At 47.2% G+C, this 18,572-nt stretch carries 11 protein-coding genes and 3 pseudogenes; 9 read left to right on the forward strand and 5 right to left on the reverse strand.

Annotated features, from left to right (window positions below; genetic code table 11):
- Positions 1 to 22: 22 nt before the first annotated feature.
- From EZ315_RS09185 to EZ315_RS17030, 3 genes and pseudogenes are all read left to right on the forward strand, one after another.
- A complete protein-coding gene (locus tag EZ315_RS09185; RefSeq protein WP_135471786.1) occupies positions 23 to 478 on the forward strand; it encodes a DUF1896 family protein in 456 nt (151 codons plus the stop codon).
- A 1,237-nt stretch (positions 479 to 1,715) separates the two neighbouring features.
- A pseudogene (locus EZ315_RS16655) lies at positions 1,716 to 2,009 on the forward strand (MutS N-terminal domain-containing protein); the annotation flags it as partial.
- A 468-nt stretch (positions 2,010 to 2,477) separates the two neighbouring features.
- Positions 2,478 to 4,382, forward strand: a pseudogene (locus EZ315_RS17030) (DNA methylase); the annotation flags it as partial.
- A 147-nt stretch (positions 4,383 to 4,529) separates the two neighbouring features.
- Here EZ315_RS17030 and EZ315_RS09195 read toward each other — a convergent pair.
- The 3 genes from EZ315_RS09195 to EZ315_RS09205 are packed head-to-tail and all read right to left on the reverse strand — an operon-like array spanning position 4,530 to position 7,727.
- The gene (locus EZ315_RS09195; protein ID WP_005680570.1) at positions 4,530 to 5,579 is read right to left on the reverse strand and encodes a tyrosine-type recombinase/integrase; all 1,050 of its coding nucleotides are present in this window, start codon (positions 5,577 to 5,579) and stop codon (positions 4,530 to 4,532) included.
- Positions 5,563 to 6,519, reverse strand: coding sequence for a tyrosine-type recombinase/integrase (locus EZ315_RS09200; RefSeq protein ID WP_118214583.1), 957 nt, complete (start codon positions 6,517 to 6,519; stop codon positions 5,563 to 5,565). Before EZ315_RS09200 ends, EZ315_RS09195 begins: the two co-directional genes overlap by 17 nt.
- Positions 6,516 to 7,727, reverse strand: a complete 1,212-nt coding sequence (locus tag EZ315_RS09205) for a tyrosine-type recombinase/integrase (protein ID WP_135471678.1) — start codon at positions 7,725 to 7,727, stop codon at positions 6,516 to 6,518. The genes EZ315_RS09200 and EZ315_RS09205 overlap by 4 nt, the downstream gene beginning before the upstream one ends.
- Before the next feature lie 157 nt (positions 7,728 to 7,884).
- Between EZ315_RS09205 and EZ315_RS09210 the strand changes: the two are divergent.
- Positions 7,885 to 10,029, forward strand: a pseudogene (locus EZ315_RS09210) (helicase-related protein); the annotation flags it as partial.
- Between the two features lie 51 nt (positions 10,030 to 10,080).
- On the opposite strand, the gene EZ315_RS09215 reads toward EZ315_RS09210, so the two are convergent.
- Complete coding sequence (locus tag EZ315_RS09215) at positions 10,081 to 11,307, reverse strand: sigma-54-dependent transcriptional regulator (protein ID WP_162222236.1); 1,227 nt, start codon at positions 11,305 to 11,307, stop codon at positions 10,081 to 10,083.
- 412 nt (positions 11,308 to 11,719) lie between these two features.
- Here EZ315_RS09215 and EZ315_RS09220 point away from each other — a divergent pair, with 412 nt between their 5' ends.
- The 5 genes from EZ315_RS09220 (at position 11,720) to EZ315_RS09240 (ending at position 17,190) form a co-directional block, all read left to right on the forward strand.
- A complete protein-coding gene (locus EZ315_RS09220; protein WP_135471789.1) occupies positions 11,720 to 12,316 on the forward strand; it encodes a hypothetical protein in 597 nt (198 codons plus the stop codon).
- A gap of 179 nt (positions 12,317 to 12,495) precedes the next feature.
- Positions 12,496 to 12,864 (forward strand): hypothetical protein, encoded by a 369-nt coding sequence (locus tag EZ315_RS09225; RefSeq protein ID WP_135471790.1) that lies wholly within the window; start codon positions 12,496 to 12,498, stop codon positions 12,862 to 12,864.
- Between the two features lie 20 nt (positions 12,865 to 12,884).
- Positions 12,885 to 14,333 (forward strand): DUF4099 domain-containing protein, encoded by a 1,449-nt coding sequence (locus EZ315_RS09230; RefSeq protein ID WP_170957501.1) that lies wholly within the window; start codon positions 12,885 to 12,887, stop codon positions 14,331 to 14,333.
- A gap of 193 nt (positions 14,334 to 14,526) precedes the next feature.
- Positions 14,527 to 16,485, forward strand: a complete 1,959-nt coding sequence (locus EZ315_RS09235) for a DNA topoisomerase (RefSeq protein WP_170957502.1) — start codon at positions 14,527 to 14,529, stop codon at positions 16,483 to 16,485.
- Positions 16,486 to 16,899: 414 nt separating this feature from the next.
- Positions 16,900 to 17,190, forward strand: coding sequence for a helix-turn-helix domain-containing protein (locus EZ315_RS09240; protein ID WP_135471793.1), 291 nt, complete (start codon positions 16,900 to 16,902; stop codon positions 17,188 to 17,190).
- A 59-nt stretch (positions 17,191 to 17,249) separates the two neighbouring features.
- Here the strand turns inward: EZ315_RS09240 and EZ315_RS09245 are convergent, their stop codons facing one another.
- Complete coding sequence (locus EZ315_RS09245; protein ID WP_135471794.1) at positions 17,250 to 18,488, reverse strand: site-specific integrase; 1,239 nt, start codon at positions 18,486 to 18,488, stop codon at positions 17,250 to 17,252.
- Positions 18,489 to 18,572: the final 84 nt, after the last annotated feature.

Consider the following 18,572-nt stretch of genomic DNA (forward strand, 5'->3'; position numbering starts at 1 on the left):
ACCATCAATTATAGATATATTGATGACTGATAACAATTTTGACAGCCGGGGTTATGACCTCGACTACTATAACCTCTTTCTTCGCCGATACCTTTCGGAGCATAGATTCCCGGAAGCGGAGGATGACCTATTTATCGCCAGCCGTTCTGAACACGCATACGATGTTTTCGTTGAATCCCGCCTTGCCGGTGACGAGTGGTATATTTCCAATGAAAAAGCAATGGCTGCACTTTACGCAGGATTTGAAATGTCACCTTACGATTTCATCAGCGGCCTGTTGCTTGATGAGTTTCAAGACAATATTTCACTTGAAGATGAATCCATTGAGTTTTGGACTTACACATTTATTGATGAGTTGAAAGATGAATTCAAAGGAATTACTTTGGGCGAAGAATTTTTCAACACTTCCGACGGGGAAGTATTCCGGCTGACGGTTATTGGCCGTATTACCTTATTCTTTGAGGAGTATGGCTTATAACAGATTACAAACAATGCGCGATAACATCGAGGCTATAAGACTTGCCCTGCGCCTTGATGTTGAACATCGCAATGCGGAAAATGCCCTTGAAAGGGAGATACTGCGCAAGTATGCCGGGTTCGGAGGACTGAAATGTATCTTGCAGGACGCCAACGAACTTGCCGACGCCGCAAAGTGGAGCAAGAGCGACATTGAGCTGTTTGCGCCTACGGTTGAACTTCGCCGCCTTATCCACGACTATTCCAAGAATGACAAGGAGTTTGCCGCTTATATGGACTCGCTGAAAGCGTCCGTGCTGACGGCTTTCTATACTCCTGAGCCTGTGATTGATGCCATCGCTGATTCGTTGAAGGCTAATGGTATTGAGGTAAAGAGTCTCCTTGAACCATCTGCCGGACAGGGAGCCTTTGTAGATTCGTTCCTACAACGCTATCCCGGTGCTGAGACATTGGCATTTGAGAAAGATTTGCTGACAGGCAAAATATTGGCTGCGCTCCATCCCTCAATCTCAACCGAGATAAAGGGCTTTGAGAAGATTGACCCAGATTTTGAGGGATATTTCGACGTGGCAGCGTCCAATATACCTTTCGGGGACTTTGCGGTTGCCGACCCCCGATATGCCACAAGCAAGGAGATTGCCTACCGTCAGTCAACAAGGGCTATCCACAATTACTTCTTCTTGAAGTCGCTCGACACCGTGCATGAGGGTGGAATTGTCGCTTTCATTGCCTCACAAGGTGTGATGAATGCCGCCAGCCCCTTTGTGCGCATGGAGATGATGCGCCGTGCTGACCTTGTGGGTGCTTTCCGTCTGCCCAACAACACATTCTCAGACAATGCCGGAACGGATGCCGGGTCTGATCTGATTATTCTTCAGAAGCACACCAACAAGAAAGCGTTGTCGGCTGATGAGGAATTTTTCATCCAGTCAATTGTTGACCGTGACACCAAGGCTCCGAATAATAAATATTTTGCGGCATTCCCTCAGAATGTTATATGCACAGAGGCTAAAGTTGGCACTGACCAGTTCGGTAAACCGGCTATCATCTACAAACATGAGGGCGGTGTCGATGGTATTGCCAGCGATATGCGCAAGGCACTCCATGAATCGCTGAAAATGCGCCTAAATCTGGACTTCTATAATAATAGGAGTCTAACACCGCCAACACCTGAGTCTGTTAAGCGTTCTACCGAAAACAAGGTAGAAAAGCCAAAGCGCATAGCGGATACCCCGTTGATGCAGCAATATCGGGAAATGAAGAAGAAACATCCCGATGCCATTCTCCTTTTCCGTGTAGGAGATTTCTATGAGTGTATGGGCGTTGATGCCGTCAAAGCGTCGGAGATACTGGAAATAACCCTGACCAGACGTCGCAACGGCAAAGCCGACAGTATAGAACTGGCAGGTTTTCCGCACCATGCCCTTGACACCTATCTCCCCAAGCTCGTAAGGGCAGGTCAGCGTGTGGCTATCTGTGAACAGCTTGAAGATCCAAAGCAGAAACAAAAGGAGGAATATAAGCCTACGGAGATTATAACGCCGCCACCGACGGTTGAACCAAAACCGGCTCCCGCTCCTGTTGAACCAGTAAAGGAGATTGAAACTGACGGTGGACCCGACTTCAACGACAATCCCGACCCGCGTCTGTTTGCCTACAATCTTTTTGGAGAGCTGGAACCATTGCAAAAACCGAAGCGTCAGCCACGACAGCCAAAGACCGAGGAAGATAAGCCGAGGCCTACTACCAAAATCCAGATTTCCGATGAGCAGGTAAAGAAATTCCGTCCACTATCTGATAAGGAGCTGGAATTTTATGGTTCTCTTGATTGGGAAACCAATCCGCCAATCAATGGATTCTACGAGACAATGATGTCGATTGCCCATCGTCAGCTTGCTGAAATGGAGGCGGAACGTCAGGCGATGGAAGCAACCAAGAAGGAAACCATTACCGAAGACGGCACTATTATCGAAATATCAAAAGGTGATTTTGTTCCGAAGCCAAGAGTGGCAGCGGAAGCACCCAAACCGGCTGAACGTGATATGTCTCCCCGTCCTTTCTCGGAGGATATTCAGTTCTTCCACCACAATGGCAGTATGGTCGTGGACAAGGGGCAGGTCGGTTTTCTCTCGGAAGTACGCAAAAATGGCGCGACATTCTCACCGCTCACTCTTAAACCGGAACAGGAGAAACGAGCCATGCTCTATATCACGCTGTCGGAAACTTATCAGCAATTATACCATTTTGAGGCTGAGACGCATGAGGAAAATGCAGATATGCGCGAACACCTCAATCAGTATTATGATGAATTTATAGACAGATACGGCAACCTCAACGAGAAACAGAATGTAAAATTCATACTCATGGACGCAAACGGGCGTGATTCGTTGGCTCTGGAGCGTGGCGAGAATGGTCATTTTGTCAAAGCTGACATCTTTGACCACCCGGTATCATTTGCCGTTGATGAGGTTACATCAGTTGATACCTCGATGGAGGCATTGACAGCTTCACTCAATAAATTTGGAGAGGTCAACCTCGAATATATGGGCAGTCTTGTTGATATGGAGCAGGAGGCGATGATTGACAGCCTTGCCGGACACATATATTATAATCCGCTCGTGTCAAACTTTGAGATTGCCGACCGCTTCATCGCCGGTAATGTAGTGCAGAAAGCCGAGAAGGTCAAGGAGTGGGTTAACCGCGAGGAAGAACGCATCAAGGATTTTCCCGGCTTTGACGGCGTTGAACCGTTCATTGACTTGTCGAAAGAATCATTGAAAGCGTTGGAGGAAGCCATTCCCCGAAAGATTACTTTCGATGAACTGGACTTCAATTTCGGTGAACGCTGGATTCCAACCGGAATATACTCCGCTTATATGAGTCACCTATATGGCACTGAAGTTAATATAGCCTATTCTTCATCAATGGACGAGTATTCCTGTGATGCCCGTCACAAGAATATGAAGATTTGGGAGGAGTTCTGTGTCAGAGGTTATTATCGTGTATATGACGGCATGAGCCTTCTCAAACACGCCCTGCACAACACAGTGCCGGACATCAAGAAGTCTATTGGCAAGGATGAGAATGGCCACGACATAAAAGTCCCCGACAGTGAGGCAATCCAACTCGCCAACACCAAGATTGATGAAATCCGTAATGGATTCTCGGACTGGCTGGAGGCTCAATCGCAGGAGTTCAAGGATAGACTTGTTGATTTGTATAACAGCAAGTTCAACTGCTACGTCAGACCTCATTATGACGGCTCACATCAGAAGTTTCCCGACCTCAACATGAAACTGTTGGGCGACCGCTACCATATCAATTCCGTATATCAGTCACAGAAGGATTGCGTATGGATGCTGATTCAGAACGGTGGAGGAATATGCGACCATCAGGTGGGCACGGGCAAGACCCTGATAATGTGCATGGCGGCTCATGAGATGAAACGTCTCGGATTGGTGAATAAACCGATGATTATCGGAATGAAAGCCAATGTTGCGGAAATTGCCATGACTTATCAGACAGCCTATCCCAATGCCCGTATCCTCTATGCGGATGCCAAGAGTTTCACAGCAGCAAACCGCGTGAACTTCTTCAACCAGATCAAGAACAACGACTATGACTGTATCATAATGTCGCACGACCAGTTCGGCAAGATACCGCAGTCTCCGGAGATGCAACAGCAAATCCTTCAATCCGAACTTGACACTGTTGAGGAGAATCTTGAAGTCATCAAGCAGCAGGGACACGACATTTCGCGTGGTATGCTCAAAGGTCTGTTGAAGCGTAAGGAGAACCTCACCGCCAAGATAACCACCATACAGTATCAGATGGAACAGTCCAAGGACAGTGTTGTTGACTTCAAACAGATGGGCATCGACCATATTTTCGTTGACGAGAGCCATTATCAGAACTTTTATGAATTTCCTAAATTTCGCATCAAGTTGCTGATTCTTATTTTGTTGCATTTTAATATAGTTCGGATTATTTATTGAGTGAGTTGTTATGAAATGAGGCATTGTACTTATTACAAGCACAATACCCCACATTCGTCATTTATGCAAACCCAAGAAAACCTCAAGTTCCATTTTACCTTTTGCCGATTTCCATTTCTTACCAACGCACCTCTGGTTTTCATCCTCAAGCGTTTCCAATGCTTTTTCCTCTTGTTCGGTAGTTATGTCAAGATATACCATTGTCGTTTGGATATTCTCATGCCCAAGCAAATAAGAGATTTGGGCAATGTTCATGCCGTTTTCAAGCCAATGGGATGCTTTGGCGTGCCTGAACTGATGCGCATGTATGTCCAAAGGAACGTCACTACATTTGCCATGCGCCATCTTTGCGTACCTTTTCAGCATTTTATTAACATTTTCCGCAGACATGGGTGTGTATATACCTCTGCTTTTTGAACTGAAGAGTAATGCTTCAGCATCGCCAGGATTAGGATGATACTCGGTAAGGTATTTCTTCAAATATTGAACAGGCTTTGCCAGAAGAGGTATTGGGCGTCTCTTTCGTCCTTTTCCTATGACAATTATGTGAGGCTTTGCGCAGTCCATGGTAATATTGCAAATCTTCAGCGTCAAAAGCTCATTGATGCGCACGGCAGTCGAATACAGAAGAAGCAGAAGCGTGTAATCACGAAAACCAATGGCGGTTCTTTGGTTTGGCATGGATAAAAGCGTGTCAACAGCCAACTTGCTGAGCCCGATCACTTTCCTTTTTGGAGTTTTTTCATTCGGCACATTCTCCGCCTGCAGGAACACTGAAACGAATGATATGTCATTATCTGATAGGTATTTCAGAAAAGCGCGCAAGGCGGACAATCTCACATTGCAGGTTGCCGGGCTACAGTTACGGACTTTTTTCATCCAAACAATCCACTCCTCAATGTTTTTCTTGCAAAAGCAATCAGCATTCAACGTTTCGGGCGTTATGCCTTTTACCGTTCTGAGGAACTCTGCATAAAGCGTCATGGAAACATGGTAGTTTCTTAGGGTATGTCGGCTGCACGCCTTGATGGAAGGCACATGGTGTTCAAGCCAGTCATGCAGGCACGCGGCAATCTGCATGGCCTGTGGGTTAATCTTCTTTTTCATAATCGTCTTGCGTTAATTGTTGGCTGATTTCATTGTCGGTACACGCCATTATGTCCGAAATCGCCGGAGTCAAAGAGTAGTAAGCCAATGTACTTTCTATTTGCCTGTGCCCCATACTCTTGCTTAGAGCCAGTAATTTGTCATGTACGGCAAATCCTTGGTGTGTCCAGCTGTTTATGTTCTCTATGGCGTAGTTGTGCCTTAGTTCGTATGGGATTGCGCGGGATGAATTGCAGCTTTGCCACAGCACCCTGAAGTGGTACGTTACCCATACAGGAGGGTGCGGCTTGTCATCCGGTGTCGGGAAAAACACCCTACGGTTCGGAATCAGCCCATCTATTTTTCCGTCATAAGTACGCATCAGGGGCAACATTGTGTCATGGAGGACTACATAATGCTGGTCATACCCTTTGCCACGTTTGATGGATACCACGCCATTTTCAAGGTTTACGTCATCGCGTTCCAGCAGGATGGCCTCGGTTGTCCTTATTCCTGAACTGTACAGTAAACGGAAGAACACCGGCAGTGTCATGCGCTGGATGGCCGCGAGTCTGCCACGCCTTGGCTTTATGTTGTCGCAAGCGTCAAAGAAGCGTTTCAATTCATAGTGTGTAAAAGGATGCGGCGTATAAGTCCTCGGCACAGACCTTGGCACTTGCGGCAAGTCAATTTTCGTCATTCCACGCTTGTTCATGTACTTGATGAAGTCTAAGACAGGATAGACACGTGACACGCAGGAGTTTGTGCATTCAGTCGGACGTTGCCTGCACCATCTGTCCACGATTTCTTGGGTAAGCTCAGTTTGTCCCGGATATTCCCTTGCGCAAAAATGATCGAACAGTATTACGTTCTTGACATAGCTATGGCTGTTACGCCCGGAAGCCTTGCGGTATTTTACATACCCTTCTATAGCGTTGGATAGGAATGAAATAGTTTTCATACGTCAAACACCCCCTTTCCTACGGGAAAGTATTCTATGCTCAATGAACATTCCTTCAGCCTCTTGAATTCCGCACTAAGGTAGCGGTCGAGAGAATCCGGGGACGCATGACCGAGGGTGGCACTTATGACAGGTTGCTGCACACCGCCCTGTAACAGGGCCGTTGCCACATTGTGGCGGAACAGATGCAGACTCTTTCTCTCATTTTCACCTTGTCTTATTCCTGCTTTGCACATGACTTTTGAGCATATAGCATCGAGATTGCTTGTATGAAGCCTTCTGTATGGCACCTGTACTGTGAGAAAAACATATGGTTCCGGGCTTCGGGGACGTTCTTTGAGCAGGTAATCAAATACAGCGTTTCCTACCACGGCACGGAGTGGCAATGTCAGGGGCTGTCCCGTCTTTGCCTGAGTGATTTTTATCAGGTCGTGTTCCCAATCGAAGCTGTCAAGCGTGAGTGCAGAGATGTCACATCCACGCAATCCCGTGTACATGGCCAAGGTTATGATGGCTTTGTCCTGTAGAGATATTGTGCTATCGTGTTCTAAAGTATGCCTGATAGCAGTCAGTTCTTGCTCCGTAAGGTATTGAATGTTTTTCCGCATATTGGGTATGGACGGCAGGTATGCGATTATACGTTCAACGGATTTGCCATAGTGAGGCAAACAGGCTTTCAGCCCATATTCCACCGAATATTTGAGCGAATGGCCCATTTTCGGTTTTATGTCTTTGGAAAACACTTCTAATACCGCATCTTCTGTTATTGATTCGAATGAGTACACTCCCATTTCCTGTAGCCGGAAGAAGAACGAAGATAGCGCATACTTCACATTTATTGAAAATTTGCAACGTCTGTCTACCATGTTGAAAGCCATGTCCGTTACATCCTTGTATTCTGCGCCGAGCAACTCATAGTGGTGAGGCTTGCTGTAGTGTTTGCAACCATCGGGTAATAATCCATTCTCAATGTATTGGCAGATTACACGCAACAGGCGTACCTTGTTCCTGTAGGTATACTTGTTGGACCACAATTCTTTTAATGTCGGTTCAACGTCGGAGAAACTCTGCCATTTATAATGGTTAGCATTTTCCGATAGCCACTCAGCCATTTTCTTCACATAGCCTATGTACATGGCTGAATAACCGGTTTCTTGTAAATAAGAAACAAGCCCCTCGACTTTTTCATTCAGATTAAATATGTCCATAATCGCATCTTGTTTAAAAGTTATTCTACAATTATGACGGAATATAATCAGAACTGTTTACGGATCAAAACAAATGATTACTAAATAATTGAGTAATTTAATAGGAAACTCATAAAAGTTCTGATAATGTGATAAATCCGGAATTTTGGATTTATGTCAGTGTTTCAAGAATCTGATGTTCAATACCAGACATGACCGTGTGGCTGGACTTGGCAACTCCGAAGGAAGCCAACGCTCACTGAATCTTCTCTATGCCATCCGTACCATCCAAGAGAGGACCGGGCGCGATTTGGGTGCGACTTTTCTCAGCGGCACCACAATCTCCAACTCATTGACGGAGTTGTATCTCCTGTTCAAGTATCTGCGGCCGAAAGAACTTGAAAGGCAGGAGATCCGGTGTTTCGACGCATGGGCGGCAATCTTCGCCAAGAAGACAACCGACTATGAGTTCAATGTCACCAACAGCATTGTAGCAAAGGAAAGATTCAGATACTTCATAAAGGTTCCGGAGTTGGCGGCTTTTTATAATGAGATAACGGATTATAGAACCGCACAGGATGTTGGTGTTGACCGACCGGAGAAGAACGAGATTCTTCACAATATCCCGCCCACGCCTCAACAGGAGGAGTTTATCCAGAAACTAATGGAGTTTGCCAAAAGCGGTGATGCCACAATATTGGGTCGTGCGCCATTGTCTGACACTGAGGAGAAGGCGAAGATGCTCATCGCCACAGATTATGCAAAGAAGATGGCTCTTGACATGAGAATGATTGACCCCAATTATTCTGATGACCCGAACAATAAGGCGAGCCACTGTGCCAAGATGATTGCCCAATACTACCATAAGTATGACGCTCAGAAAGGCACACAGTTTGTATTCAGCGATTTAGGAACTTACAAGCCGGGCGAATGGAACATATACTCTGAGATCAAGCGTAAATTGATTGAGGATTATGGTATTCCTCCGCATGAGATAAGGTTTATCCAAGAGTGCAAGACTGAGCGGTCACGAAAGGCTGTCATTCAGGCTATGAATGACGGCGATGTGCGGGTGCTTTTCGGCTCAACCTCCATGTTGGGAACTGGCGTAAACGCCCAAAGGAGAGCTGTCGCTGTCCATGAATTGGAATGCCCGTGGCGTCCGAGCGACCTCGAACAACGCGAGGGTCGCGCTATCCGTGCCGGCAACGAGATTGCCAAACTGTATGCTGATAATAAGGTGGATGTGATTATCTACGCGGTTGAGAAGTCTTTGGACTCCTACAAGTTCAATCTTCTTCATTGCAAGGCTACGTTCATAAACCAACTTAAAAGTGGTGCATTGGGAGCGCGAACAATCGACGAGGGTTCTATGGACGAGAAGAATGGCATGAATTTCTCTGAGTACATGGCTATCCTATCCGGCAACACCGACCTGCTCGATAAGGCAAAACTTGAAAAACGGATAGCGGCGTTGGAGAGTGAACGAAAGTCGTTCAACAAGGGACGTGGCGATTCCGAGTTCCGGCTCCAGACCATAACCCATGACATTGCCAACAACGAGGCGGCAATAGAGCGGATGAAAGCCGACTGGGAACGTTACGACAAAGTGGTGCAGCATGACAAGGATGGCAACCCAATCAACAATCTCACGATTGACACCTGTAACCTCTCCGATGAGAAGAATATGGGTATCCACCTGCAAGGTCTGGCACAACGTACAGACACCCACGGACAATATCAGCGTGTGGGCGAGGTCTATGGCTTCCCAATCAGCATTATCTCTGAAAGAGTATTGACTGACGGCGTTGAGAAAGTGCAGAACCGCTTTGTTGTCGAGGGCAACTACAAATATAAGTACAACAACGGCCAGTTGGCGATGGCTGACACCCACGCCGCCTGCATGAACTTTGTCAATGCTCTGGAGAAAATCCCCGGCATAATCGCCCAGTACGAGGAACGTACCGCCAAACTCAAAGCGGATGTTCCCATACTTGAAGGCATTATGGCTAAGACATGGGGCAAGGAGGACGAGTTGAAGCAGTTGAAATCCGAACTTGCAGCTCTTGACCGCAAAATCGCCGCTGAATTAGCACCTAAGCATGAGAACAAGGAGGACGGCGAGGAGGTAAAGCGAGAGGATTCTCCTCACACTGTCCAGACAATTGATGCGCCGACACCGGACACAGACAATAAAAAGTCAATGGTCGCGGAGCCAACCACCACATACAAAGAACGGGAACCGTTAAGTTCCCGCATCATTATCGGTGGTTGTGGCGTAACTCCCCCCGGAGGTTTCCGAGCTGCCGGTCCCAAATTGTAGATAAATTGAATGGCGACACTCTTGATATGTAGAGCGTCGCCATTCAAATCCTTATCTATAATCCTTTGGAATACCCTCTGCCTTAATCCAAGCATAGAGAGTCGAGCGGTTTATGCCGAGCAACATTGCGGCCTGAGCCTTGTTGCCTTTAGTCTGCCTCAATGCCCGCTGCACACGATAATGACGGGTATGGGATTCTCTGTTCTTGGGAATCTCATTCAGGACTATATCATCTTTCCCTAATGTTTCACCACGAAACTCATAACAAGCGCGTGATATTGTGCTGAACAATTCCCGCACATTGCCGGTCCAGATATGGTTGGTCAATTTGTTGATAGCACCTTTTGTAAGGCGAGGGGATTTGATTCCCGACTCTGCGCAGATCTGCTTAATAAAGCACTCCGCCAAAGGAATAATATCGTCCTGACAATCTGAAAGAGGTGGAACAATCACAACATTGCTGTGTATGCAATGAAACAAGGCTTCGGAAAAATCACCGTCCCGTACTTTTTCAGCGAGATTTACTTTTGTCGATAGGATTATGCGTCCGGTAAACTTGATTTCCTTTGTAAGATTCTGAGGAGTGAACACTCCGCGTTGAATTACAGTGGCAAGCACTTCCTGAACGTGCAACGGCAGCATACAAACTTCATGAATGTAAAGAGTGCCTCCATTGGCTTGAGCCAACAGTCCTTGCTGGTTGCGATACAAAGGATGTTTCACACCTGTTTCCTTGCCACGGAATATATCCATGCTTTCAGTCGCGCTCAGATAATGTGCGCACTCAGCCACAACGAATGGTCCGGAGCGGCGAGGGCTACTGTCATGAATCACTCGCGCTATCGCACTTTTTCCTACACCTTGGGGCCCTGAAAGGAGAAGCGTAGAATTTGAGTTGCTCTCAATATTTATCCTTCTCGAACATCCCTGAAAAGCATTGCTATTCCGTTGAAACCATCTTTGGTCTTCTCTATGGCACTTTTCTATTGCAATTGTAAGTCTGTCAACAACAAGTGAATCAAAATAGAAGCAATGGTCAGCACCTAACTTATACACCTTATTATATATATCCGGCGACTCTGTCATGGCCACACCAACTTTTTTAATTCCTAAAATGGTGTCATTCGTCCATTCAAGCAGTTTTATACCATCACAGTCTTTACCTGAGACTGCCACTATCAGCATAGTGCAATCACTTCGTTCAAGAATTTTCTTTGCAGTGCTGATGCTGTTGGTGGTCTGTATTTTTCGTCCCGGTTTGGAAAATACCTCTTCCATTTTTTTACCATCCTCTATCTGGGAACTGTAGATAAGGAGGCTCCGATTACTCGGTGGATCATTGTCTATATTCATAAGACTTTCGGGGAGTGTTAAAAATGATTTTGCCATTATAACAAATGTGTATAGGGTATTTGTTCGCCAAAACTGAGTACAAAGATACAATTTTTATTTTAGAATGACATACTGTTGCACAATTAAATATGGCTGATATTGCGTGAATTTATGTAGCATACACAACATAGTGTTGTGTTAATACAACACTTTTAACACACTCGACAATTCAAATGCACGGAGTTATATTAGATTTATATTACAGGTTGATAGAGTGTTACAAATATTTTACATCGGACATTGAACTTTGTTGAAATTAAATATATTGAGAAGGGCATAACTCAAAAACGATATTGAAATGGAAATATTAACCCTCCTGAACAGCCAGTTCTTTCACCAGTTGGAAGAAGGCGATGAAAGCAACATCAAGGCGCTCTACGCCGATATGAGAGCCACAATCGTGGAATATGCCCACGGCAACAGCCAATGGCGAGTGATACACACCGGCCTGTCGATATTTATTTCCGAGGTGACCGAAATCCTCGGTTATGCCGATGGCTTGTTGAGCCGATATGCAAAGCGTATCCTTGAAATAGCCAAATGTCTGCTCAATCAGATAGAAATGGCTGTTTCAGCGAAAATCGCACTGGATACAGTGGCTGAGAATAATAAAGTGACTGATACAACATCAGATGTGACTTTCACCGGTAATTATGCCGACTTCTGTGAACTCATCCACCTTATAATAGCCTGTAAATTCATAAATGGAGGGAGCAAAGCATACCATCTCCATATCAAGAAAGGACTTCATGCACTTTTCGGTCTTGACTTCGACCCGAAGAAATATCAGAACGCAAGAGACGGCATAAAACGCCGCTGTCCTGCTAAGGGGATCCGGGTGACATACTTCCTCGACAATATGGTGGATGTCGTAAATGCCGAACTTGCAGCATAATAGCATACTCAAATGCTGATACACACTTATGAATCCAAATGATAGCTAAAGAGTAACTGCCTGAAAATCATCAATCGAAGAATATTTGACACAATAAAACATCAGCACTTATCCGATGCTTACAATGCCCGGAAAAAGCCGCAGTAACTTTGCATCGTAAAACTTAAACGACACCCGATATGAATACAAAACCACCAGATCAACCGAGGGACACAACACCTTTATCCAAGTGGATGATGGACACCATGACCATTGTGGTCTATTTGTTGAACTCCATTGCCAACTCAATGATAAAGCTCGTAAAAAAATCTGACAAGCCTCAGCTTTCCTACAAAGGTAGTACTATAATAATGCTTGAGGATCTTGCAATAGGTCTTAACAAAACGACCCGAACAATCAGAAAAATGCGAGCTGAAGGGAAAATGGAATACTATATCAGCAATGATGGCCGAACCATATTCATGACCCAAGACCAGTTTGACGATTACGTTCTCCAAAACTTCGTCAACGTCACCAGAGATAATTATCGCGCCGCAAGTCCGGCGTAATGTTTAACCAAATAATTTTAATGGAACAAAACAAAGAACAGCAACAATCTGAAGTGCTGATTGCCCGCAACAACGAAACAGGGCAGGTCGGCGTAGTCGTGGGACAGAATCCCGACGGCACCCCGAAAATGGCGGATGTAAAATCCGCGAAGCTCAGTGACCTTGTGAAATTTTCCAAAGGTCAGAATCCCCTCGAAGCCTTCATGTCGAACTTCATCCGGCAGGCAAAGAACCCATCGCTATTCGGTTTCTTCAAGATTCCTGAAACTGAGTTCGACAAGATCGGTCCGGCGATGTCCGATATGCTCCAAGACCCTGTGGCTAACGCCGACCTTCTTAAACCCTTTGAGGTTGACGCTAAATCAATGGCAAAGGAACAGACGGTTACTGAACAGCATGACCAGACTCCGGCAAAGGAGACTTCTACCGCAATCAAGATGGCACCGGTTGACCCCAACAAAGTTGACTGGGACACCATCGAAAAACAATGGGGCATCAAGAGAGATGACCTCGAAAAGTCCGGAGCAATGCAGCAGATGGTATATAACCACAAGTCTCCGCAGCTTTTCACCCTGAGACCGGAAATCGGCGGCGAGAAATTCGAGGCACAGGCCCGGCTCTCGTTCAAGTCCAATCCTGACGGCAGTTTTACCCTCACGCCTCATTTTGTGAAGCACGAGCCTCAACTCGACAAAACTTATAAAGGCTATACCTTCACGGACGAGGATAAGGCTCAGCTCCGCAAGACAGGAAATCTGGGCAGATCTGTTGACCTTACTGACCCGAAAACCGGGGAGGTCAAGAAGTCGCTCGTCAGCATCGACCGTCTCACCAATGAGATTGAAAGTATCCCCGTGGATAAAATCTACATCAAGAACAAGGTCGCCAACATCGAACTTGACATGAAGCAGATCGGCATCCTCAAAGACGGAGGCATAATCAGAGAGCAGCATATCGAGCTGCCCAACGGACGGAAGTTTACCGCCGACCTTCAGTACAATGCCGACAAGCGCGATGTGGTTTTCGTCAACTCGGAACAATACCGCCAGAAGCGGGAGCAATCTCAGGAACAGGGTGGACAGCAGTACAACTCATGGCTCGACAAGGAGGGCAACATCAAGAACCTCACCAAATGGAAAGGTGTGCCGCTCTCCGAAACCGCCCAAGCTGACTATCGTGCCGGCAAACAGATTATGGTAGGAGAAATCCCTGACCGAAACGGGAATCCCTGCACGGTCTATCTCCAGTTTGACCCTGAGAAGCAGCGTCCGAAGCAGACCTATGTCTATCCCGACAAAGAGAAGGTTGTCGGCATAGCCAGCGAGAGCAAGACGCAATATGCTGTCAACAATGAGGGTAAGACCAACGAACCCACAAAAGGGGTTAAGGAACCGCTCCAAAGGGGGCAGACCGAACCCAAAAACGAAGAGCAGAAGAAACAGCAAAAGCCAAAAGGCCCCAAACTCTGACCTTCAACCACTTTATCCGCAAGCTCTGAATTGAGCAGACCGCCATTCCCTCGCGTGCGCAAGCGATGATATGGCAATCCTTCCGCCGACATGGGGAGGTCGCGAACTCCCCGTGTCATTCTCTCCAAACCTCCCGGCTGAGAGTGTCAGCCTTCAACAAACCCAATTTACAAACTCTAAAAAATTTTCAGACATGAAAGTCATAATTACCGAGGCCGCTCCCGTGGCTTCAGCCATCGCCCGCGCCCTTAACGTAACCACCAATGTAGCCGTCCCCGGCGTAATCTACAACAATGACATCGCTGTCATCACCGTCACTCCTGACTTCATCCGTCCCTTCGGACTCGGAGTGCTTCCCGGCAAGGACGCTCTCCCCATCGTACCGGAACGCTACACCTACGGTATCCGACATACTCCTGATGAAAACGGCCGTTACGGAATCTCGACCGAGGACAAGACCTATGCCGACTATATTGGTAAACTTATCCGTGGCGGCGATGAGGTAATCTTCGCGTCCGACGGCGGAGCCGACGCTCAGGGACGTTTCGCCAACATCTGCCGTTTCTTCAAAGTCGGCGCACCCACAAGCCGTATGTTCCTGACCCGTCTGGAGCGCAAGGCAATCAAGTCGGCGTTCAAGATCCGTCAGTGGGGACGTAAGTTCCATAATCTCGCCCAGACAGGACTTGTGGGCATGGCGATGGACGAGGCTTTCAAGTACAATGTTTCGGAAGCATACCGTTCACTGTTCAAGGAAATGAAGTCGCCTATCTGCCGTCAGGACGTGCTTGTACTTGCCGCCGTCAGGAACTATCTTGAATCCGACGCAGAAGCCCGTGGCCAACACGTTCCCGTCAACACCCATTCCGTAATGGTGAGCGGCGTGGCACTCGGCAAGGATGTCAAATTCTATCCTTGTTCGACATACTCCACCAAAGAGGAGGCGGCGGAGGCATACAAGAATCTGTGTGTGCCGGCAACAGTCGAGGCTTCCGATGTTATGCTCGACACTGAGATGAGTCCGTCTCCGGCACTCTTCACTCTCACCACGCTCCAGAGCGAGGCATGGGAAAAACTGAACCTCAATTTCTCCACAACCCGCGACATCGCCGTCAGCCTCTATGAGCGTGGTTTTATCTCGTCGCCCCTGACATCATGCGCAAAACTGCCCGAATCGTTGCGCGATGAACTCCGCCGCTACAAATGGTGCAGGAAGTATTCCTTTGTCGCCGACGGTACAATCTCCGGCAATCACGGAATCATAATCTCAGGCAACAAGCCTCTGTTTCTCGACAGTGATGAACAGCGCGTATATGACCTTATCCGTTCACGCTTCTACGCCAACCTTGCCGGGCCTACCGCAGTTAACGAGCTGGTTATCGAGGTGGAAATCAACGGCGAACCGTTCTATGGAACTATCCCTTACACCCCCGACATCAAGGTGCCTAAGGCCGTGGAAGTGAAACTCACCGGTAAATCCCAATTCTCCCACACCTCAGTGGCTCCCACAGCGCCCAAAATGAACGATCTTCTCTGCGCAATCTCAATGTTGCTCCGTTCACTATCGGACAAATACAATCCCGGTATGCCTTTCACATTGGCACACCATGATGTGGCGGACGCATTCGACCGTCTCCGCGACAACCGCCTTCTTCTGGACGTATGCGGTGAACCGGCAATCACCGGCGAGGGAAATCTCCTGCTTGAAACCTTCAACGCAACTTATGCCCTCGGTCACCTTATGGCATATCAGGTAGAGGTTGAACGGCTCTACGGCGACCGCAAGAACAGTGTCGGCGGAGCGCAGCTCATGAATGAGTATGGTAAATGGATCTATGCCAAGACCGAACAGCTCATCACCGACCACCGTCTGTTCCCGGCTAAGGTAGATACCCATGTCTGCCCGATATGCGGCCGACACTCGGTTATCCGCTATCCCCGCGTTGCGAAATGCCATGTCTGCGGATTCACCATGCCTTTGCAGTTCATGGGCCACAAGTTCACCGACAAGGAGGTCGCCAGCCTTCTGACCCACGGCTACACATCGCAGATAATGTTCACCAACCGCCACGGCCATGAGTTCTACGACATCGTTGTGCGCGGCAAGGGCAAAGGGCTGTCATTCGCCCCGATTGAAGCCAAATTATACTGAAAATAACCGCCGTTTGAAAATAATTCACTAAATTCGCAATCGAATCGCAGTCTATGTAACATACGACTTGCGGATTTAGTGGTTGAAGGCGGAGGGGACTCCGCCTTCTTTTTTCACTCGGTCACATTTGAAACCGCTAAACATTGGAATACGTAAGAATCGACAAAGAGGCACTGGATGCAATGTTCGAGATAATGGAGTATCAGTCCCTTTTGATTGCGGCGATGTATGAAAAGTGCCGCTCAATCCAATCCGGCAAATGGATTCCAACTGAGACCGTCGCGGAACTGCTATGTGTTTCAACCCGGAAAGTGAGAACTATGAAAACGCTCGGACAAATCGGCTATGTAAAACATGGACGGAAATGTTTTTACAAGTCAGAGGACGTATATTCAAAAATAAACAAAGGCAAGAGTGAAAGAAATATATGACAAAGAACATGACGTTATAAGAAAATTCCTCTCGATGGGAAGGCGAAATATTGAGATGCTGGAGGAAATAGCGTTGGAATATAAACCTTTCCTGATGGGCAAACGCTTTATGACCGATGCCCAGTTATCTGAAAGACTCGGCATTTCGCGCCGAACATTGCAGGACTTCCGCGACAGAGGTATTATTCCGTTCTATCGTCTTGACGGAAAGATACTTTATGAAGAAAAGGATATAGAGGAATATCTGTCCTCAATCTACATACCCAAATATTAAAAGGGAGAGTTACCGAATCGACCGGTAGCTCTCCCTTTTTCAGTTGTCTGATGTTGATGTCATCTGTTGATGCTCAGTCTGTCAAATCGGTTGCGCATGGTCTGCATATCCTCATAGACGGTCTGGTCTTGAATCTTCGCGTAGATCTGCGTTGTCTTGATGTCGCTGTGTCCGAGCATCTTCTGGATTGATTCGAGAGGGACATGGTTGTTGAGCGACAGAGACGCGAAAGTGTGTCGCGCGATGTGGGTGGTAAGAGGCTTGGTTATCTTTGCGAGATCCGCAATCTCTTTGAGATAAGCGTTCATTTTCTGATTGGAGCATACGGGAAGCACTACTCCGGTAGATACTGCAACGGGGTGGTTGACATATTTGTCGGCTATCTGACGCGGCACCTCCAACATCGGTATGATACTCAACTCGCCGGTTTTCTCACGGGACTTGCGTATCCACATATTGCCGTCGCGGTCTTTCTCTATGTCGCTCCATTGAAGCGATTTTATATCGCAGAATGCAAGTCCGGTGAAGCAGCAGAACACGAATGTGTCCCTGACAAGTTCCAGACGCGGCATGATGGAGAAGTCGAGTTTGAGAATCTCCATAATTTCAGCCTCAGTCAGAAATTGTCGTTTCGCCTGAGTGCGGTGGAACTTCCTGCCGATGAACGGGTCTTCTGTTATCCATTTATGCGCGATGGCATACTGGATAGTGTTCTTGAGATAGCGGAGGTACTTCACAGCCGTGTTGTTGGCGCAGTTCTTGCTGACACGCAGGAAATGCTCGAAATCATCTATCATTCCTGCCGTGACATCCCTTACCGGAATATCATCGACATTCATAGTCAGACGCATGAACTCGCCGAGGTAGGTCACGCAACGTTCCCAACGCAGGTAGGTCGCATTGACCATATCGCCACGTTCCATTTCCTCTTTTCTCTTGGCGTTGGATTCAGTGAAAATCTCACAGAGCATTTTGGGTTTCTCAACCTTGCCGAGAAACAGATCGCGCATAACAATAGGGTTGACGAGTTTCTTCTCACGGACGAGATTGGTATGAATCTCGCAGAATCTGGCCCGTATCTCATCGAGGTACTTGTTCAGCTCCAGATCGCGCCGGGAGCGACCTTTTGATAGTTTGCGTTTCTGGTCCCAGTTCTCAGGATTGACCGAGCGGCCTATGGCGAGGTCAGTCTGCTGACCTGCCACTGAAATTCTGACATACACCTTGTGGTCGGTGTAGCCTTCCGACCTTGGCTTCCTTGTGAAGAAGGTCAGGGTGAAATAAGGGTTGTTTGTCATGTTACTTACGGGTTTAATGGTTACTTAAAGATACTCATTTTTAACCCGGATTCCAAATGCGCTTCGGAACATGATACTCCGGCG

The organism is Duncaniella freteri (assembly GCF_004766125.1).
GTDB classification, from domain to species: domain Bacteria; phylum Bacteroidota; class Bacteroidia; order Bacteroidales; family Muribaculaceae; genus Duncaniella; species Duncaniella freteri.